Genomic DNA, 15430 nt, shown 5'->3' with positions numbered 1-15430 from the left:
ATCGAAATGGGATCCGCCCGAGGGCGGTGAGCGCCGACCGGCAGGTCGGCAGGTCGGCAGGTCGGTGAGTCGGCCGCGGACCGCCTCCGGCGTCTTGCCCAGCGCGGAGGCCGTAGGCTTGGGGGGTGCCCCGTTCTCTGCGTGTTGTCGCCCCCGCCGCCCTGATCGCGGTGACCCTCGCGGCGCTCGTGATGGGGCTCAGCATCGGCGGGGCTGCGGCAGAGCGCACCCTCCTCGACCCCGGTGCGGTGGTGCGGTACGGCATGCCCGTGGCGCGCACCCTCGTGAACCTCGCGATGGCGGGCCTCATCGGCTCGATCGTGATGACGGTCTGGGCGCTCGCGAGCGAGCAGGCCGAGGCCCGCATCGCCATGGATCTCGCCGCGGGATCCGCCGCCGTGCTCACCGTCGCCAGCGCAGCGACCCTCATTTTCACCTACGTCGACGTCTCGGGCCAGCCGTTCTCCGGCGACTCGGCATTCGGCGCGGGTCTCGCCCAGTTCGTCACCGAGATCGAGCTCGGGCAGCTCTGGCTCATCGAGCTGCTGCTCGCCGCGGTGACGACCGTGCTCGCCTTCGCGGTGCGCGAGCGACGGCTCACGCTCATCGTGCTGGTCGCCGCGATGGCGTCGACGCTGCCCCTCGCCCAGCAGGGCCACGCGGCCGGCGCCTCAGGGCACGCGCAGGCCGTGAACTCGCTGCTCGTGCATCTCATCGGTGCCGCGGTCTGGCTCGGCGGCCTCCTCACCCTGGTCTTCCTCGCGCGGGTCGTCGATCGCTCGCGGCTCGCCGTCATCACCGCCCGGTACTCGACACTCGCGCTGTTCGCCTTCGTGGGCGTCGCGGCATCGGGCGTCGTCAGCGCGTGGCTCCGCATCGGATCGATCGACGCGCTGTTCGGCACCGGCTACGGTCAGCTCGTCGTGTGGAAGACGGCGGCGCTCGTCGCCCTCGGCATCTTCGGGGCCGTGCAGCGCACCCGCCTGATCCCGCGCATCGCCGACTCGGTGCGGGGAGGGCGGATCTTCGCCTGGTTCGTGACCGCGGAGCTCGCCGTCATGGGCATCGCGAGCGGCGTCGCTGGGGCCCTCGGCCGCACGGCGACCCCGGTCGCCCTCGAGCCCGTGCGCGACCAGGGCGAGGGGATCTCCCCGGCCGAGTGGCTCACCGGCGATCCGCTGCCGCCCGAGCTGACCCCCATGAGCTATCTCACGGGGTGGAAGTTCGATCTCGCCTGGTCGCTCGTGTGCGTCTTCGGCGTCGGGCTCTACCTCGCCGCCGTGCTTCGGCTCGCGCGTCGCGGCGACCGCTGGCCCGTCGGCCGCACGATCGCCTGGTGTCTCGGCATCGCGCTGCTGTTCTACACGACGAACGGCCCCTTCAACCTCTACGAGCAGTACCTGTTCAGCGTGCACATGCTCGGGCACATGATGCTCACGATGCTGATCCCGCTCACCCTGGTGCTGGGCGCGCCGATCACCCTCGCGCTGCGGGCGGTGGAGAAGCGCACCGACGGTTCCTGGGGCGGCCGCGAGTGGATCCTCTGGATGGTGCAGACGCCGTTCTCGAAGGTCGTCACCCACCCCGCGGTCGCGGCGATCGTGTTCGCGGGATCCCTCTGGGTCTTCTACTTCACCCCGATCTTCCGCTGGGCGATGGAGGAGCACCTCGGCCACCAGTGGATGATCGTGCACTTCTTGATCGCCGGGTATCTGTTCAGCCTCTCGATGATCGGGATCGATCCCGTGCCGTACCGGTTCCCCTACCCGCTGCGTCTCGTCACCCTCTTCGCCACTATGGCGTCGCACGCGTTCTTCGGCGTCACGATCATGACGGGGAGCTCGCTCATGCTGGCCGACTGGTTCGGGGCGATGGGGCGCACGTGGGGGGCGACCCCGCTCGAGGACCAGTCGACGGGAGGCGGGATCGCGTGGGGGATCGGCGAGCTGCCGACACTCGCGCTCGCGCTCATCGTCGCGGTGCAGTGGTCGCGCAGCGACTCCAAGGAGCAGAAGCGGAAGGATCGGGCGGAGGATCGCTCGGGAGACGCCGAGCTGCGCGCCTACAACGAGATGCTGGCGTCGCAGTCGCAGCGGGATCAGCGCGCGCAGTCGCGCGGCCGCTAGGGCCTACGCTTCGGTGTTGTCGTCTGGATCACTCACGTCCGCGCGATGGAAGTTCAGGTGCGAGCGCGACGCCGTCGGTCCGCGCTGCCCGAGGTAGCGCGAGAAGGTCGCGCCGGATCCGTAGGGGCGTTCGGCGGGGGATGACAGCCGGAAGAAGCACAGCTGCCCGATCTTCATGCCCGGCCAGAGGCGGATCGGGAGGGTGGCGACGTTTGAGAGCTCGAGCGTGACGTGCCCCTCGAAGCCCGGGTCGATGAAGCCCGCCGTGGAGTGGGTCAGCAGACCCAGCCGGCCGAGCGAACTCTTCCCCTCGAGGCGTGCGGCGATGTCGTCCGGGAGGCGCACGTTCTCGTACGTCGAACCCAGCACGAACTCGCCGGGGTGCAGGATGAAGCCCTCCGTCGGGTCGACCTCGATGAGCCGGGTCAGCTCGGGCTGCTCCTCGGCCGGGTCGATGACGGGGTACTTGTGGTTGTCGAACAGGCGGAATGCGCGATCGAGCCGCACGTCCACGCTCGATGGTTGCACCATCGACGGTTCGCTGGGCGTGAGCCCGATGCGACCGGAGTCGAGTTCGGCGGTGATATCGCGGTCTGAGAGCAGCACGTCAACGATTCTAGCGGTCGGGGTTCCCGGCGCGCGGCGCGATCGGACCGGTCAATTGCGGAAGGAGCGGAGCACGTCGACGGCGGAGTTCAGCGGCTCGTCCTCGGCTCCCTGCGGCACCAATCCCTCGTCCGGGGATGAGCCCTGACGCGCCGCCGCCGCGCGACCGGTGATGTACCAGACGCCGATCGCCGGCTCGTCGGCGCTGTTCACGAAGAGGTGCGGGCGCTGCGAATCGAAGACCATGGAATCCCCCGCGCGGATCACGTGCGCGTCGAAGTCCAGTCGCAGGGTCAGCTCCCCGCTGATGAGGTAGACGTGCTCGATCCCGAAGTGACGCATGAGGCGGCCCTCGATCGAGCTGGAGGCGCCGGGCTGGTACGTGACGCGCAGTGCCTCGACGTCGGTGCCCTCGATGACCGAGAGCCGCTCCCACTTCACCCCGTTGTCCATCTCGAGCGTCGGGTTGTCGTCGGAGGCCTGGAAGTGGAAGGACGTCGCGAGCTGCTGCGGGACCGACGGCACCGCGGCAGCTGCGGGTGCCGGCACCTGCGCCGGGGTCTCCCGGCCCAGCAGCATGTCCGTTGAGATGTCGAGCTGCGACACCAGCGAATACAGAGTGCTGACCGAGGGCTTCGTCTTCCCGGTCTCGACCTGTGAGAGCAGGCTCGGGGAGACGCCGATCGACGACGCGAGTGCACGGAGGCTCATCCCCTTGCCCTCACGAGCTTCGCGAAGCCTCGCGCCGATAGAGTCTGACATTGGCTCTCCTTCAGTCAACCGACACAGTCGCGTGTGCAACGTCGGTGTTTAGTTAAAGCTTACAGCGGGCCGGAGTTTCCGGGGTGTTCCGCGAGCAGCAACCGGCTATTCATGCGGTCAGCGCTCTGCGCGCCCGACTCGATGCTCCGTGCGAGGCGGTGCACACGATGATTCAGCGGTGCCCGCGCGGCCCCGCCGGCGGCCGTCACCACGGTTCCGTTGAGTTCGTCGATCTCCGCCCGCCGCCCCTTGCGCCAGTCCTGCAGCACGGTGGTGAGCGTGCTGGGGAAGGTATAGTCGCTCAGCACGATGTCGAGGAGATGCCCCACGTACCGATCACGGGTGAGGTCCTCCTCGGCGCCGTCCGAGCCGAAGATCGGGACGATCCGCTGCCCCTGGGCGAGCGCCGTGTCGAGCGTCTCCTGCCCGCAGGCCAGCATGAACGCGTGCATCCCCGGTTCGGCGATGGCCTCGGCGAGCGGCAGGTCGAGGATCGCGGACGGTACGAGCTCGCACGCATTCGCCACGAGTTTCATCCACTTCGCCGAGCGGATGTCGTCGACGACGACGGTGCTCGCCGCGGGAGCGAGGAGCTGCGCGACGTTCCGCGCCCGGCCTTGCGCCGCATCGCTCTCACCGCCGAGCGCGAGCCACATGGGGGCCTCCTGCACGATCCTGCCCGGCTCGAACAGGTTGGCGGCGACCTCGATCACCGCACCGACGCTCCGGTCGGATCCGAAGACCTCGGCGACCGTGTCGAGCGTCACGCCGTTCTGCACCGCGACGACCGTGCCGTCGTCGGCGAGGTACGGCAGGAGCAGATGGCAGGCCCAGCGCGTGTCGTAGGCCTTGACGCCGAGCACGATGACGTCGAACGGCTCACGCGTCTCGGCCAGCTGGCACAGGTGCACGGCGGTCACTGGGCTGGTGCGCTCCGCTTCGCCGGCGACCACCGTGAGCCCACGATCCCGAATCGCTTCGACGTGCGCGGGCCACGGGTCGATCGCGACCACGTCGGCGCCGGCGTCGGCGAGCGATGCCGCGATCGCGCCGCCGTTCGCCCCCGCCCCGAAGACCGCGATGCGGGGGCTGCTCATCGAGCCGACTCGTCCGTCGCGTCACCGATCGGGTAGTCCACGACGGACTTCGCCTCGACGAGCGCCGCGACGACCCCGAGGGCAGCCAGGTGATCAGGATGCACCTGGTACGCCGCCAGAGCCTCGGCCGAGTCGTGCACGGAGACGAGCGCCGCGTCCCAGTGCCCAGGGACGCGGCCGTCGTCGAGTCCGACCTCGAGGGATCGGACCCCGGGGATGCCCGCGCCCAGCGGTTCGAGAGCAGCGCGCAGCTCCGCACCGGCGGCGGCGCGTCCCTCGGCATCGGTGGCGGAGAAGCGGAAGGTGACGATGTGGCGGATCACGGGAGGTCCATTCTCTTGAGAGCGGGTCGGGTCGCGGTGCGCGCCGGAACCCGCACCGGCTCGCGGATGATGGCGCGCATGAGCTCGGCATTCGCGAGGCTCGGCACCAGCTCGCCCCGCTCGATCCGCTCCCCGATGCGCAGGATCGCCTCGTTCACGGGGGCCTCGCCGCCCAGCCGCTTCCGCAGCTCGACGATGTACCCGTTGAACCCGTCGAGCTCGGCGCGGCGGCCCTTCTGCCAGTCCTGCAGCACGGCGACCCGGGTGTCGGGCAGGGAGAACGACTCGAGCACCGCGTCGAGCAGGTCGAGGGCGTACTGCTCGGAATCGGGGACGTCGGCCTCGGTCTTGCCGAAGATGGGCAGCATGGTCACCCCCGCCTCGATGGCGAGTTGGTAGGCCTCGCGGGAGGCCGCGTCCATCACCGCGCGCATGTCCCGTTCTTGTACGGCTGTGAGGAGCGGGACCCCGAGGATCGCGGAGGGGAGCATCTCGGGGATGTTGGCGATGAGCTTCATCCACTTGGACGACCGGATGTCGTCGGAGATCTCCGTGGTCCCCGCGTGGGCGAGGACCTCCGCGACGGCTTCGAGCTGCGGCGTGCGGGTGCCGTCGAGCGTGCCGACCGTGAACCAGGTGCCCTCCGGCGGGACCTGCCGCACGACGTGACCCGGCTCGAAGACGTTCGCGGCGATCCCGAGCACCGCACCGATGCTGCGCTCGGGGCCCACGATCTCGGCGACGGCGTCGATGGTCATGCCGTTCTGCAGGCCGACGACCACCGAACCCTCGTGCAGCAGCGGTGCGATGAGCTGGACGGACCAGCGGGTGTCGTAGGTCTTCGTCGAGAGGAACACGATGTCGAACGGCTCGCGCAGCTCCGCGACCTGGCACAGGTGCAGCGCCGCGACCTCGGTGACCTCGGTGCGATCCGGCATCTCCACGGTGAGCCCCCGGGCGCGCATCGCCTCGACGTGGGCGGGCCACTGGTCGATGAAGGTCACGTCGAGCCCGGCGCGGACGAGGTCGGCCCCGATCGACGCGCCGTTCGCTCCCGCACCGAGTACAGCGATCTTCAGCTCGGTCATCGTCGGTCGGCCCCCTTGCACGGTTGTACAGCTATGATTAACAAGACCATACACCAACACTGTTCAATGGGGAGCGAAATGAGTCGGAATGCGCACGCCGCGGGGCCGCGGGTCGCCGTGCTGGGAACCGGGGCGAACGGGTCGATCATCGGGGCCGACCTCGTCGAGGCCGGGGTGGACGTGACCTTCATCGACCAGTGGCCGGCGAACATCGAGGCGATCCGGGCGCACGGGATCCGCGTGCAGTCGGGAGAAACGGTCCGCGCCACGCGGGTCCCCGCCCACCACCTCTGCGAGGTCGCCGAGATGCGGGAGCCGTTCGACATCGTCTTCCTGCTCGTGAAGGCCTACGACACGCGGTGGGCGGCCGAGCTCATCGCGCCGCTCCTGCACCGCGACTCCGTGGTCGTGGGCGTCCAGAACGGGATGACGGGAGACGTCATCGCCGAGGCGGTCGGTGTGGACCGCACGCTCGCCGCGGTGATCGAGGTGACGTCGGCGATGTATACACCGGGGCTGTCCGAGCGGCACTCCGCCTATGACCGCTGCTGGTTCGCGGTCGGTGCGCTCGATCCCTCGGCGGAGCGGCACGTGCCGGTCGTTGCCGAGTTGCTGCGGCATGTGGGCGTGGTGGAGGAGAGCGGCGACATCCAGTCGGCGAAGTGGATGAAGCTCATCTTGAACGTGGCCGAGCTCGTCACCTCCGCCGTGCTCGACCTCTCGATCGCGGATTGCGCGCGCCACCCCGGGATGCGCGAGGTCATGCTGGCGGCGGGGAACGAGGCAGTCGCCGTCGCTCAGGCGCACGGGTATCGGATCCGGCCCATCTTCGGGATGGAGGGCGACGCGGCGGCGTCCCCCGACACCTTCGTGGCGGAGATCCTGGACAACCTGGTCGCCAACTACATTCAGCCGGACTCGCGCGCGACGGTGCTGCAGGACTGGATGAAGCACCGGCGCAGCGAGGTCTCGGAACTGCACGGCGAGGTCGTGCGGCTCGCGAGCCGGTACGGGATGGATACGCCCGTGAACGCGAAGGTGTGGGAGTTGGGCCTGAAGGTCGAGCGGGGTGAGCTCATCGCGAGCCCGGCGAACGTGGCGCTCATGCAGCAGGCGCTCCGGGAGCCGGTGCTGGTGCCGGCTCGCTCCGCAGAGCGGCCGGAGCAGCGGCGGCGACCGCTTGCCTGATCGCCGCCGCTCCCGGAAGGGGCTCTGCCGGGCCCGCTGACGCGCCCAGCTCGGGTCAGTCCGCGGCCCGGGGCCCGCGTCGAATGACCTCGGCGATGATGGACCAGTCGCCGTCGGTGAGGTCGGGATCGGCGAGGGCCTCCCCGAACATGGACCGGATGGCCGGAGCGGTCGGCAGCGCGGCGCCGAGTTCCGCCGCCGCCTGCTCGGCGAGGGAGAGGTCCTTGAGCCCGAGCGCGACGGGGAACGCCGCGGGGCGGTAGTTGCGTTGCGCGATGAGCCCGCCGTAGCCGACGTAGGCGGAGCCGGTGAACGCGGCGTCCGTGAGGATGTCGACGAACGTCTGCGAGTCGACTCCGCCGTGCTCCACGAGCGACAGCGATTCGCCGAGCGCCTGCAGTGCGTGGATGAGGTTGTAGTTCACCCCGATCTTCACGAGGTTCGCCTGCGCGGGATCCTCGCCGACGCGCCACACGCGCTTGCCCAGTTCGCCGAGCACCGGCTCGGCGAGATCGACGAGCGCTGCCTCGCCCGCGGCGACGATGTTCAGCTGCCCGGCGGCCGCGACGTTCGGGCGGCCGAGGACCGGGGCCGCGAGGTAGCCGGCGCCGGCGGCCGTGTGGCGCCGCTGGAGCTCCCGGCTCATCTCGAGGCTGATGGTCGCCATGTTGACGTGCAGTCTGCCTGAAGCCTGGGCGAGAGCGGTCTGGTCGAACGCGGCATCGGCGGCCGCGTCGTTGGCGAGCATGGAGAGGACGATGTCCGAGCCCTCGAAGACCTCGGCGACGGAGCCGCACTCGATCGCCCCCGCGGTGACGAGTTCTTCGGCCTTACCAGGGCTTCTGTTCCAGACGCGAAGCTCGGTCCCGGTAGCGGCGAGGCGCAGGGCCATCGCCGATCCCATGGTTCCCAGCCCGATGAATCCGATCCGTGTGGCCACGATGCTCCTCGCTCTCCAGACTTGCAGTTGTGTTCCGAATAAGTTTAGTCTACCTGTACAGAGAGTGCAGAGACGCACTCGGAAGATGCCGTCACGGTGAACAAACGCAAAGGATTCGGTGGGTCATGGCAATTCCTACATTCGGGACGAATGACGTCGACTGGGAGAAGCGCATCGACCGTGACGTGCTTCGTGAGGGTCGGCTCGCAAAGCTGCGCGCGGAACTCGAGCGATCCGACCTCGGGGCGCTGCTCGCCTTCGACTTCTCGAACATCCGCTACATGTCCGCGACGCACATCGGCACGTGGGCGATGGACAAAGCGATCCGGTTCGCGCTCGTCACCCGCCACAGCGACCCGATCGTGTGGGACTTCGGATCCGCTGCCAAGCACCACGACCTCTTCAATCCGTGGCTGCACACCACCACCACGGAGATGGACGCCGATCCGCATCAGCCGCACCACGGGGCCGTGAAGCCGCGGGCGGAGTCCGGCGCGCGCGCGGGCATCTCGACCCTGCGCGGCGCCTTCCACCCGGATGCGGGCATCGCCGATGAGGTCGCACGCAAGGTGCGGCGGGAGCTGGAGAAGGTTGGGCTGCTCGGGGAACCGCTCGGGATCGACATCGTCGAGCTCCCGATCCTGTTCGCCCTGCAGAACGCCGGGGTGTCGGTCGTCGACGGCCAGCAGGTCTTCCTGAACGCGCGCGCCGTGAAGATGAAGGAGGAGATCCAGCTCCTCACCCAGGCCGCGTCGATGGTCGACGCCGCATACGACGAGCTGTACCGCTTCCTGAAGCCGGGTGTCCGCGAGAACGAGACCGTCGGGCTCGTCTCCAAAGTGCTCTACGACCTCGGATCGGAGTACGTCGAGGGGGTCAACGCGATCTCGGGCGAACGGTGCTCCCCGCACCCGCACGTGTTCTCCGACCGGTTGATCCGGCCGGGCGATCCCGCGTTCTTCGACATCCTGCACAGCCATCAGGGGTACCGCACCTGCTACTACCGGACCTTCGCCGTCGGCTCCGCGAGCCGCGCGCAGAACGACGCCTACAAGCGCGCCCGCGAGTACATGGATCGGGCGATCGCGCTCGTGCGCCCGGGAGCGACCACCGCCGACATCGTCGCGGTCTGGCCGAAGGCGGAGGAGTTCGGGTTCCCGAACGAGGAGGCGGCCTTCGCGCTGCAGTACGGGCACGGCGTGGGCCTGTCGATCTGGGAGAAGCCCATCTTCTCGCGGCTCGTCTCGTTCGACCACCCGGAGGAGCTCAAGGAGGGCATGGTCTTCGCCCTCGAGACCTACTGGCCGTCGGCCGACGGGATCGGAGCGGCGCGCATCGAGGAGGAGGTCGTCGTGACCGCGGACGGCTGCGAGGTCATCACCAAGTTCCCGGCCGAAGAACTGCTCGTCGCGGGTCCGAAGTACCACGCGGTCGGATTCGACCTGTCGACGCTGCGCGACTCGCAGTCGCACCTCAACACGGTGTGGGGCCGGGGCGAGGAATAGGCTGCAGGATCATGGCAACGCAGATGAAGGCCGCCGTCTACTACGGCGCAGGTGATGTGCGGATCGAGCAGGTCGCTGCTCCCGCTCCCGGGCCGGGCGAGGTGCTGATCCGGGTGACCCGGAGCGGGGTCTGCGGGACCGACGCGTCGGAGTGGAAATCGGGACCCAACATCTTTCCGGTGCATCGGACCCACCCGCACAGCGGGCATCACGGCCCGCTGATCCTCGGCCACGAGTTCATCGGCGAGGTGCTCGAGAGCGACGACGCGCGGTTCGCGCCCGGCGACCGCGTGGCCTCCGGCGCCGGGGTGTCCTGCGGCACCTGCGCTCGATGCGTCGAGGGCCGCACCAACCTGTGCGAGCGGTACCGCACGCACGGTCTCAATGTCGAGGGCGGTATGGCGGAGCTCGTCGCCGTCGCCGCCGACACCCTGGTGCATATTCCGGACACGCTCGGTGACGACGCCGCGGGACTCGCGCAGCCGCTCGCCGTGGGGTTGCACGCGGCACGCCGGGCCGGCGTGCGTTCGGGGGATCGGGTCGTGCTGATCGGAGCCGGCGCGATCGGGACGTTCGTGCTGGCAGGACTCCAGCATCTGGCCGACGTGGACGTGACGGTCGTCGACTTCGCGGGGAGCCGGTTGGATCGTGCCCGCAGGCTCGGCGCGTCTCGGATCATCGCCGCGGACGGCGCTGATGTCGAGTCCGAGATCGCCGAGCTGCAGGGCGGCATCGACATCGTCATCGAGGCGAGTGGGGCGCGGGGGCAACTGAATCGCGCCATCGGGCTCGCCCGCGACGGGGGTACGGTGCTGCAGGTCGGTCTGCCGACGGGTCTGCAGGAGGTCGACATCCACCAGCTCGTCTTCCGCGAGATCACGATCCGGACCACCCTCGCGCACGTGTGCGCGGACGACATGCCCGATGCGCTCAGCATCCTGGCGTCGACCGGACTCGCCGGTGAGATGCTCGACTCCGTGCGGAGTCTGGAGGAGCTCCCCGCTCAGCTGGATCGGCTCGCCACGGGGCAGCTCGAGGGCAAAGTCCTGTTCGATCCGCGGGTGTAGTCGACGCCGCGTTCGGGCGATCCCTCGTCCGGTCGCGCCGAGAATCCCTCGCGCGCGAGCAGCCACAGTGCACAGTTCGCACGGTGACTGCAGCGCGCTCGGCGGAGCGCGCGCTGCGGTGCGCGCACTCCGCTTCGCTGCGGGATATCTCAGCGTTCGTAAAGGATCTCGGAGGCGGAGGCACAGCGAACCGCGCAGTGTCGAAATGCCCTTGACACGACCCGGATACATTGACAGAGTTAAATGCCAGTGAACGCACGTGTTCACTGGTGGAGTCGCTGATGCAAAGGAGCAACATGACCAACACCGCACCCTCGGTTCTCGTGACCGGCGCCACCGGTGGAATCGGCCGTGAGACCGTCCGCCGTTTCGTGCGCGAGGGCCATCGAGTGGCCCTCGCCGACATCCGCCAGTCGGCGGTCGACGCGTTCGCGGAGGAGCTCCGCGCGGAGTTCCCTGAGGCCGACCTGCTGCCGCTGGAGCTGGATCAGTCGTCGGTCGAGTCGGTGCAGGCCGCCGTCGCGGCTGTGACGGCGTGGAGCGGTCAGCTCACCACGCTCGCGATCGTCGCGGGGGTGCTGCAGGCCGAGGGCGTACCCGTGACCCGGCTCTCCGTCGAGGAGTTCGAGCGGGTGCACGCGGTCAACCTCAAGGGGCCGTTCATCCTCGCGAAGTTCTTCCTCCCCATCATTCCCACCGACGGCACGGGATCGATCGTCATGGTCGCCTCGTACTGGGGGCGTGAAGCGCACGGGCTGTACGCGGCGTACTGCACCTCCAAGGCCGGCGTCATCAGCCTCATCCAGGTCCTGGCGAACGAACTCGCCGAGGATCACATCCGCGTCAACGGCGTCGCTCCCGGCAACACGAACACCGAGATGCACCAGAAGCACCTGCGGGACGAGGCGGAGGAGCGCGGCATCAGCTTCGAGGAGATGCGGGACTCCCACTGGTCGACGATCCCCATGAAGTACGCCGGGGAGCCCCACGTGATCTCGGACGCGATCTACTTCCTCGCCAGCGACCAGGCGAGCTACATCACCGGCGCGACGCTCGACGTCAACGGCGGCGTGGTGATGACCTAGGCCGACTCGGCACCGGGCGCCGATCCGCCCCCCACCTCAGATGCAACCACGTGTTTCGAAGGAGAACGAACGATGGATCTCAAACTCACCGGCAAGCGCGTCCTGGTCACCGGCGGTGCCTCCGGGATCGGCGACGCGATCGTGCGCACGTTCGCCGCAGAGGGCGCACTGCCGATCTCGGTCGACATCAACGCCGCCGGCCTGGAGCGACAGCGACAGGACCTCGCCGGGCAGGGCGTCGAGTCGGCGTTCATCGTCGCAGACCTCTCGACCCAGGCCGGCGTCGACCAGGTGGTCGCGGACGGGGTCGCGATCTTCGGATCGGCTCCCGACGTCATCATCAACAACGTCGGCACCGGGACGCTGCGCACGCTCGACGAGACCAGCGATGAGCAGTTCCACCGGACCCTCGAGCTCAACCTCTTCGCGATGGTCCGGATCTGCAAGGCGTTCCTGCCGGAGATGCAGGAGGTCGGTGGCGGATCCGTCGTGTCGGTCACCTCGGACCTGTCGCGGCAACCCGAGGACTCCATCACCGATTACGCCGCCTCCAAGGCCGCCGTCGCTTCGGTGGCCAAGTCGCTCGCTCGCCTCTACGCCCCGACGATCCGCGTGAACTGCGTCGCGCCGGGGCCGATCTACACGCCCTTCTGGTCGGACGAGACGTACGGCTGGCAGAAGACGGTCGAGGACGCCTACGGCACGGAGGGGACCGCGGCGCTCGACGCGCTGATTGAGGACCGCGGGATCCCGATGGCGCGCATGGGCACCCCAGAGGAGGTCGGCGCCGCCGTCGCGTTCCTCGCGTCGGAAGTATCGGGCTTCACGACCGGCGCGACGCTCGGCGTCGACGGCGGCAGCATTCGAGCACTGTTCTAAGAGTCGGGAGGAGACGCACCATGGACATTCGACGACGCGACACCGAGCTCATCTCCGAGCACGGGGGAACGATCCAGAGCCTGTTCTTCTACAAGATGGAGGAGCTGCGCAACGACACGCAGGGTGGATATCTCGAGTTCATCGACGAGTTCACGCTCGCCGAGGGTGGATCGCTCGAACCGCACTCCCACGATTCCGACGAGTTCTACTACATCCTCGACGGCCAGGGCACCATGACCGTCGACGGGGAGAGCGACCTGCTCGGTCCGGGTGAACTCGTGCGGATCCGCCCGAATCTCATCCACTCGATCAGCGCGGACCAGGGATCGGACATCCGCGCGATCGCCTTCGCGGTGAGCTACATGCCCGAGGACAAGGTCGGATACACGGCGCATCCGACCGACGGGCGCGAGCCGCATTTCGTGTCGACCCACTACTGGGATTGAGCGCGCACCGCATGAACACTCAGAACGACCTCGACCTGCTCGCGACGTGCTGGACGAGCGCGGGCGACGCGGCGCCGCAGCGCGGCGACGAAGTGAGCCCGTTCGACATCGTGGACCGCGTCGAGGGGCTCGCCCGCGCCGGCTGGAACGGCATCGGACTGGTCCACGCCGACCTCGCGCGGGTTTCCGAGACCATCGGGCTCTCCGCGCTGCGCACGGTCATCGATGAGGCGGGCCTGCGCTATCGGGAGGTCGAGATTCTCGACCGGTGGTGGACCGAGGGCGAGGAGCGCGAACGCGCCGACCGTCTACGCGACGACCTCTTCGAGGCGGCGAGGGTGCTGGGAGCCCAGCGCATCAAGGTGATGTCGTGCCTGCAGGATCCGGCGCCGCCGAGAGCGGTGTTCGTGCGCGAACTCCGGGAGCTGAGCGAGCGCGCGGCCGATGCGGGGGTGCGGCTGGCGCTCGAGCCCATGCCGTTCTCGATCAACGTCGCGACGCTGGAGGACGGGGTGCGCCTGATGGAAGAGGTGGATCATCCCGCCGCCGGTCTGACGATCGACACCTGGCACGTCTACCGGTCGGGCACGCCCTACGCCCGCATTCCCGAGATCGTGCCCCCCGAGTTCGCGGCGGTCGTCGAGATCAACGACTGCGCCCGAGAGCCCGTCGGGTCCCTCTGGGCGGACACCGTGGACAATCGGCGGCTGCCGGGCGAGGGCGACGCGCACGTCGCGGAGTTCGTGCGCGCAGTGGCGGCCCTCGGGTTCCGCGGGCCCTGGGGCGTCGAGATCATCTCGGAGGAACTGCGGGGCATGTCGCTCGACGACGCGCTGGAGCGCTCGGCAGCCGCGTCGCGACGGGAGATCTCAGCCGGGCTGGGTGGCGTCGCAAGGCACTAGACACTCGTTAATTCCAGGCACACATTTCGCAAAGTTTACCGAGCTGTTACGAAAGAACTCTCGTCAAATACCCGAAGTGTGTATTATTACTGAACAGGCTTGCGCGATACTGAACAGGCCTCGTTACCTACACAAGGAAGTGGATACATGCGTAACAACTATTCTCGCCTGACGGCGACCGCGGGCCTCCTGGCCGCGGGCGCGCTCGTCTTGACCGCGTGCAGTGGAACGGCGTCATCGGACGGCGGCGGAGCGGCATCGGATCTACCGGAGTCCGTCGACCTCAAGGGACAGACCGTCGCCTCGCTCTTCACCAGCCTCAACAACGACTACTACTCCAGCTGGGATCAGGGCGCGCAGCGCGCGGTCGAGGCGTTCAACGGCGAGTACGTCGCGATGACGAACGAGGGCGACCCGGCGACGCAGATCTCTCAGTTCCAGCAGCAGGTCGACGCCGGGGTGAAGATCATCTTCGTCACCGCACCCGACCCGTCGAGCGTCGGCGAGATGGCGCGCATCGCGAACGAGAACGACGTGTGCTTCGCGAACACCTGGGAGTCCGTGCCGTGGGAGTCGCCCTTCGACTTCGGCGACCAGTACGTGACCTACCACTCCAACCACTCGTACCAGGCGGCGTACGATACCGTCGTCTCGCTGTTCGACGAGATGGGCGGCGAGGGCAACTTCGTGCACCTCACGGGCCACCCCGGATCCACTCCCGACACGCAGCGCACGCTCGCCGTCGATGACGCGCTGAAGGAGTACCCGGACATCACCCTCGTGGACCGGCAGCCCGGCGAGTGGAACCGCGACGACTCGCGCAACGCGATGGCCGGCATCATCTCGCGCAGCGGCAAGGACATCGACGGGGTCTTCGGGCAGAACGACGACGTCGCCATCGGCGCACTGAACGCGCTCACCGAGGCGGGCATCGAGGACGTCCCGATCACCGGCATGGACGGCAACGAGGGCACGATGGAGCTGATCCAGGCGGGCGACATCTATGGCGCGTACTCCTCGCTGCCCCAGTGGTCCGCAGGCTTCTCGTTCGTCCAGGCGCTGGACGCCTGCATGAGCGGTGAGACCCCGGCTCCGCTGAACCGCCAGCTCTGGTCGGGCGGCATCTTCGTCACGGCCGACAACGTCGACGAGTACCTGGACACCTACGTCGGCGACAACGACCCGTACGACTGGGTGAAGATGAGCCGCGTGGCCTACCCCGACGACTGGGATCCGCAGAACAAGGTCGAGGTCCTCAACATGGAGGAGATGTGGTCCTGGGAGCCGCAGCCCGCGGGATACGAGCTGCCTGAGGAGTACTCCGCAGCGCTCCCCGAGCTCGACGCGACCAACGCCGAGTGGGATGAGCACTGGAAGCTCCTCCGCCGCGACTAGTCCCGAGCGGACGAACACTCC

15 protein-coding genes are annotated in these 15430 nt (G+C 68.6%); 9 read left to right on the top strand and 6 right to left on the bottom strand.

From position 1 onward, the window contains the following. Window positions 1-125: 125 nt before the first annotated feature. Window positions 126-2126, top strand: a complete 2001-nt coding sequence (locus MUN76_RS09290) for a bifunctional copper resistance protein CopD/cytochrome c oxidase assembly protein (RefSeq protein ID WP_244684158.1) — start codon at window positions 126-128, stop codon at window positions 2124-2126. A gap of 3 nt (window positions 2127-2129) precedes the next feature. Here MUN76_RS09290 and dcd read toward each other — a convergent pair whose 3' ends face one another. The 5 genes from dcd to MUN76_RS09265 are packed head-to-tail and all read right to left on the bottom strand — an operon-like array spanning window position 2130 to window position 6002. Continuing rightward, on the bottom strand, window positions 2130-2732 hold the full coding sequence (gene dcd / locus MUN76_RS09285) for a dCTP deaminase (protein WP_244684157.1): 603 nt from the start codon (window positions 2730-2732) through the stop codon (window positions 2130-2132). 51 nt (window positions 2733-2783) lie between these two features. Then, a complete protein-coding gene (locus MUN76_RS09280) occupies window positions 2784-3494 on the bottom strand; it encodes a helix-turn-helix domain-containing protein (RefSeq protein WP_244684156.1) in 711 nt (236 codons plus the stop codon). Between the two features lie 59 nt (window positions 3495-3553). Beyond that, window positions 3554-4591 carry a ketopantoate reductase family protein gene (locus MUN76_RS09275; RefSeq protein WP_244684155.1) on the bottom strand — a complete coding sequence of 346 codons (1038 nt, stop codon included), beginning with the start codon at window positions 4589-4591 and terminating at the stop codon, window positions 3554-3556. Beyond that, on the bottom strand, window positions 4588-4914 hold the full coding sequence (locus MUN76_RS09270) for a Dabb family protein (protein ID WP_244684154.1): 327 nt from the start codon (window positions 4912-4914) through the stop codon (window positions 4588-4590). The genes MUN76_RS09275 and MUN76_RS09270 overlap by 4 nt, the downstream gene beginning before the upstream one ends. Further along, window positions 4911-6002, bottom strand: coding sequence for a ketopantoate reductase family protein (locus MUN76_RS09265; RefSeq protein ID WP_244684153.1), 1092 nt, complete (start codon window positions 6000-6002; stop codon window positions 4911-4913). Before MUN76_RS09265 ends, MUN76_RS09270 begins: the two co-directional genes overlap by 4 nt. A gap of 78 nt (window positions 6003-6080) precedes the next feature. Here MUN76_RS09265 and MUN76_RS09260 point away from each other — a divergent pair, with 78 nt between their 5' ends. Next, window positions 6081-7190: a ketopantoate reductase family protein gene (locus tag MUN76_RS09260; RefSeq protein ID WP_244684152.1), complete on the top strand. Its 1110-nt coding sequence runs from the start codon at window positions 6081-6083 to the stop codon at window positions 7188-7190. Window positions 7191-7245: 55 nt separating this feature from the next. Here MUN76_RS09260 and MUN76_RS09255 read toward each other — a convergent pair whose 3' ends face one another. After that, complete coding sequence (locus MUN76_RS09255) at window positions 7246-8208, bottom strand: NAD(P)-dependent oxidoreductase (RefSeq protein WP_256451783.1); 963 nt, start codon at window positions 8206-8208, stop codon at window positions 7246-7248. A gap of 47 nt (window positions 8209-8255) precedes the next feature. Between MUN76_RS09255 and MUN76_RS09250 the strand changes: the two genes are divergently transcribed. From MUN76_RS09250 to MUN76_RS09220, 7 genes are all read left to right on the top strand, one after another. After that, on the top strand, window positions 8256-9635 hold the full coding sequence (locus MUN76_RS09250; RefSeq protein ID WP_244684150.1) for a M24 family metallopeptidase: 1380 nt from the start codon (window positions 8256-8258) through the stop codon (window positions 9633-9635). Between the two features lie 11 nt (window positions 9636-9646). Continuing rightward, window positions 9647-10702 carry a zinc-dependent alcohol dehydrogenase gene (locus MUN76_RS09245; RefSeq protein ID WP_244684149.1) on the top strand — a complete coding sequence of 352 codons (1056 nt, stop codon included), beginning with the start codon at window positions 9647-9649 and terminating at the stop codon, window positions 10700-10702. Between the two features lie 296 nt (window positions 10703-10998). Continuing rightward, window positions 10999-11787, top strand: coding sequence for an SDR family NAD(P)-dependent oxidoreductase (locus tag MUN76_RS09240; RefSeq protein WP_244684148.1), 789 nt, complete (start codon window positions 10999-11001; stop codon window positions 11785-11787). A 72-nt stretch (window positions 11788-11859) separates the two neighbouring features. Beyond that, window positions 11860-12666, top strand: a complete 807-nt coding sequence (locus tag MUN76_RS09235; protein WP_244684146.1) for an SDR family NAD(P)-dependent oxidoreductase — start codon at window positions 11860-11862, stop codon at window positions 12664-12666. 20 nt (window positions 12667-12686) lie between these two features. Further along, a complete protein-coding gene (locus MUN76_RS09230) occupies window positions 12687-13112 on the top strand; it encodes a cupin domain-containing protein (RefSeq protein WP_244684144.1) in 426 nt (141 codons plus the stop codon). An 11-nt stretch (window positions 13113-13123) separates the two neighbouring features. Further along, window positions 13124-14014 (top strand): sugar phosphate isomerase/epimerase family protein, encoded by an 891-nt coding sequence (locus tag MUN76_RS09225; RefSeq protein ID WP_244684142.1) that lies wholly within the window; start codon window positions 13124-13126, stop codon window positions 14012-14014. A 147-nt stretch (window positions 14015-14161) separates the two neighbouring features. Next, the gene (locus MUN76_RS09220) at window positions 14162-15409 is read left to right on the top strand and encodes a sugar ABC transporter substrate-binding protein (protein ID WP_244684140.1); all 1248 of its coding nucleotides are present in this window, start codon (window positions 14162-14164) and stop codon (window positions 15407-15409) included. The last annotated feature ends 21 nt before the right edge of the window (window positions 15410-15430 follow it).

This window comes from Leucobacter rhizosphaerae (genome assembly GCF_022919175.1).
In the GTDB taxonomy this organism is placed as follows: domain Bacteria; phylum Actinomycetota; class Actinomycetes; order Actinomycetales; family Microbacteriaceae; genus Leucobacter; species Leucobacter rhizosphaerae.
The sequence above is the reverse complement of the archived record's forward strand: the minus strand, read 5'-3'. Positions and strand labels throughout refer to the sequence as shown.